The organism is Streptococcus suis (assembly GCF_002964045.1).
GTDB lineage: Bacteria > Bacillota > Bacilli > Lactobacillales > Streptococcaceae > Streptococcus > Streptococcus suis_U.
In genome coordinates this window covers 1-366 of the sequence record NZ_POPB01000526.1, presented here as the reverse complement: position 1 = coordinate 366, position 366 = coordinate 1, and the positions used below count along the sequence as shown (strand labels likewise).

Sequence of the window (366 nt, the reverse complement as noted above, 5' to 3'; positions counted from 1 at the left end):
CTATTGCTATATGATTAATTCTACTCATATTAATGGTAAAGTCTTTCATAATAGGAATTTTACCAATAGGTAGTGTATCCAAAAACTTATCTAGGTCAGGTATAACTAGACGTTCAGATATTCCTTTTTTCCAAGGAAAGAAGAGACCTCGTTGGATATGAATATCTTCCGTATCAAGTGCCATGAAGTAGGCAGAGTTTTGCTTTAATAAGGTATATCGAGGGAATAGCGAAGCGTTAGCGATTAGAAAAATCTTTTGATAGAGTTCGTCATCGATAATATAGCCTGCTGGCAAGCGAGGGATAAACAGAAAACCATCAGACATAACCTTGATGCTAAAGCTACTTGTATAGCTTGATTCCCCCT

Annotated in this window: 1 pseudogene; it reads right to left on the bottom strand. The window is 36.3% G+C overall.

Features of this window, described 5'->3' with window-relative positions:
* Positions 1–366: pseudogene (locus C1E99_RS12520) on the bottom strand (cell division protein FtsK); the annotation flags it as partial.